This window comes from Gilliamella sp. BG2, assembly GCF_046635645.1.
Taxonomy (GTDB): domain Bacteria; phylum Pseudomonadota; class Gammaproteobacteria; order Enterobacterales; family Orbaceae; genus Gilliamella; species Gilliamella bombi.
The window spans coordinates 1-3,235 of record NZ_JBIDFF010000058.1; the positions used below are offsets into that span (position 1 = coordinate 1).

General features: G+C 35.6%; 3 protein-coding genes. 2 read left to right on the forward strand and 1 reads right to left on the reverse strand.

What is annotated here, in order from left to right; translation table 11 throughout:
• The first annotated feature begins 346 nt into the window (after window positions 1-346).
• On the forward strand, window positions 347-1,654 hold the full coding sequence (locus ACGH6Q_RS12055) for a tetratricopeptide repeat protein (protein ID WP_411592954.1): 1,308 nt from the start codon (window positions 347-349) through the stop codon (window positions 1,652-1,654).
• A 23-nt stretch (window positions 1,655-1,677) separates the two neighbouring features.
• Here ACGH6Q_RS12055 and ACGH6Q_RS12060 read toward each other — a convergent pair whose 3' ends face one another.
• On the reverse strand, window positions 1,678-1,890 hold the full coding sequence (locus tag ACGH6Q_RS12060; RefSeq protein ID WP_411592955.1) for a hypothetical protein: 213 nt from the start codon (window positions 1,888-1,890) through the stop codon (window positions 1,678-1,680).
• A 65-nt stretch (window positions 1,891-1,955) separates the two neighbouring features.
• On the opposite strand from ACGH6Q_RS12060, the gene ACGH6Q_RS12065 reads away from it, so the two are divergent.
• Window positions 1,956-3,235: tetratricopeptide repeat protein (locus ACGH6Q_RS12065; protein ID WP_411592956.1), on the forward strand; the 1,280-nt coding region annotated here is incomplete at its 3' end.

Below are 3,235 nucleotides of genomic sequence, written 5' to 3' on the forward strand. Positions count from 1 at the left end.
ACTATTTTCAGCCTAAACGATAATTCAAACAGAGTATAAACTATTCTAACGTAAAATTTAACCTTTTTAATCAATGTTTTTGTTTTATATTAATAATTTTAGTTATTTTAGCGGCATTGTTTTTATAGTAAAGTCGTGGTCAAAAAGTAATAACAATAATTTTACCTCTTTTAATTTAAGTATAATTTTTTCTTTTTTTTACGTAAACGTAGCACATCCCTGAAAGTTTTTTACAAAATACGTTTGTTTAAATTTCATCTTCAGCAACAAACCATTCATATTAATAATCTGTTTTATCTAGAGATATTTTATGTTAACCTGATGTTTTATTGAACGATTAACGGGAATGCCTATGTTAGCACAAACCAAGTTTCCTTTTTTATTGATTGTGTTAGTTGGGTTATCATTACCTAGCGCGGCTAAAACCAATACAAAGTGTTTGCCATTAAATAAAGACGAAGCCAATATCGCTATTTGTACCAGACTGGCCGATAAAGGCGATGCTAATGCCCAAAATAGCCTTGGGGAAATTTATTATCAAGATGCCCTATTGCATAAAGGCTATCATACTAAAGCCAGATTACTGTTCGAAAAAGCCGCTGCTCAAGGATTGGCTAAAGCCCAATATAATTTGGGGGCCATATACCGTGATGAGTTTAATAATTTTCCTGTTGCATTAAGCTGGTTTGAAAAAGCGGCCGCTCAAGGTAATTTGGATGCCCAAAATAGTATTGGCTATATCTACGAAAACGGCTCAGGCGGTAAACCGCCTCGCAACTACTTTTTTGATGAAAACGGCAAAAATACTGACCCTGATTTACCCTATATCGAAGCCAAATTTGCTCCTTATGAATTTCAACTACCTTCTGACCCTTATTCCCGTGCAATTTACCCAATGAGTGAATTTGGTCAAGGTGTTGAGCCTGATTTGGCTAAAGCCATCGAATGGTATCAAAAAGCAGCCAATAAGGGCCATGCCCTTGCCCAAACCAATTTAGCTTATTTTTATCTATTTGGTATCGGTGTTGAAAAAGACGAAAAAAAAGCCTTTGAGTTATACCAAAAGGCCGCTAAACAAAACTGCGCACCGGCGCTTAAAACACTGGCCTTTATGTATATGCAAGGCCTTGGCACTGAGCAAGATGTACCTAAAGGTTTTGCCGCTTTTGTGCAGGCTTTTCGTGTTATGCCTGATTACAGTTTAGAGGATGTTATCTGGCGTATTGAAAATAACGAAAATTATAAAAAATACTCACTTAAAGCTAAAATTGAAGATTATAAAGAACCATACCGACAAAAATTTGAACCAAATGATTCCAGTGATGAAGACTATATTACTGAACGGTTTAAATTCTTTAATAATATTTACCAACTTTACCTTAGAGATGGTATTGGATCAATGTATAGTTGGCAACGACCTACTTGGTCATGTGTACTAGGTGAAACTATTGGTGAAATTTCTTCACTAAAGGAGCGTTATTATATAAAAAAAGCAATCCAAGGATATTACACAACCATAACTTTATTAAGTTACTATTATAAAGGCGAAGTGCAAGATATTGCAAAAGCCCAACTTTGGCGTAAATATGCTATCATCATGACGGAAGGAAAACATCCAAGTAATTGGCCAGGCTATCCCCCGCTTGAAGAATAAGGGCACCTAAGTGCCCTTATTCTTTATTTAAGCCATTTATGAACATTATTTTGAGCCGTTAATAAGATAGACTCGTAATCGTTTTTCATACTTTCAATTGCTTTTTTGTTAATTTGAGAAAGATTAACACCGCTCTCTTCTTGAAGTTTTTCGACAAACAGATTAAGTTCTTTAAACGATTTAATTTGAGCGAGAATCAACTTAAATTTAATCTTCAGCGCCAGACCATTCGGCATTAATAATCTGTTTTATCTAGAGATATTTTATGTTAACCTGATGTTTTATTGAACGATTAACGGGAATGCCTATGTTAGCACACACCAAACTCCCCCTTTTATTGATTGTGTTAGTTGGGTTATCATTACCCAGTGCGGCTAAAACCAATACAAAGTGTTTGCCATTAAATAAAGACGAAGCCAATATCGCTATTTGTACCAAACTGGCCGATAAAGGCGATGCTAATGCCCAAAATAGCCTTGGGGAAATTTATTATCAAGATGCCCTATTACATAAAGGCTATCATACTAAAGCCAGATTACTGTTCGAAAAAGCCGCTGCTCAAGGATTGGCTAAAGCCCAATATAATTTGGGGGCCATATACCGTGATGAGTTTAATAATTTTCCTGTTGCATTAAGCTGGTTTGAAAAAGCCGCAGCTCAAGGTAATTTGGATGCCCAAAATAGTATTGGCTATATCTACGAAAACGGCTCAGGCGGTAAACCTCCTCGCAACTACTTTTTTGATGAAAACGGCAAAAATACTGACCCTGATTTACCCTATATCGAAGCCAAATTTGCTCCTTATGAGTTTCAACTACCTTCTGACCCTTATTCCCGTGCTATTTACCCAATGAGTGAATTTGGTCAAGGCGTTGAGCCTGATTTGGCTAAAGCCATCGAATGGTATCAAAAAGCAGCCAATAAGGGCCATGCCCTTGCCCAAACCAATTTAGCTTATTTTTATCTATTTGGTATCGGTGTTGAAAAAGACGAAAAAAAAGCCTTTGAGTTATACCAAAAAGCCGCTAAACAAAACTGCGCACCAGCGCTTAAAACACTGGCCTTTATGTATATGCAAGGCCTTGGCACTGAGCAAGATGTACCTAAAGGTTTTGACACTTTGGTGCAGGCTTTTCGTGTTATGCCTGATAATAATCTAGAAGATGTTATCTGGCGTATTGAAACTAACGAAAATTATAAAAAATACTCACTTAAAGCTAAAATTGAAGATTATAAAAAACCACGCCGAGAAAAATTTCAAATAACGGACTCTAGTGATGAAGATTATATTATTGAAAAGTTTAAATTTTTTAATAATATTTACCGACTGTATTTTAGGAATGGGATTGGATCAATGTATAGTTGGCAACGACCAACTTGGTCAATTATATTAGGTGAAACAGTGGGTGAAATTACACCATTAAAAGAACAATACCTAATAAAAGATTCTATACAAGGTTATTACCAAACTATGACTTATTTAAGCTATTATTATAAAGGCGAAGCACAAGATATTACACAAGCTCAACTTTGGCGTAAATATGCTATTACTATGGGAGAGCTACCATTTGAAAATTACTG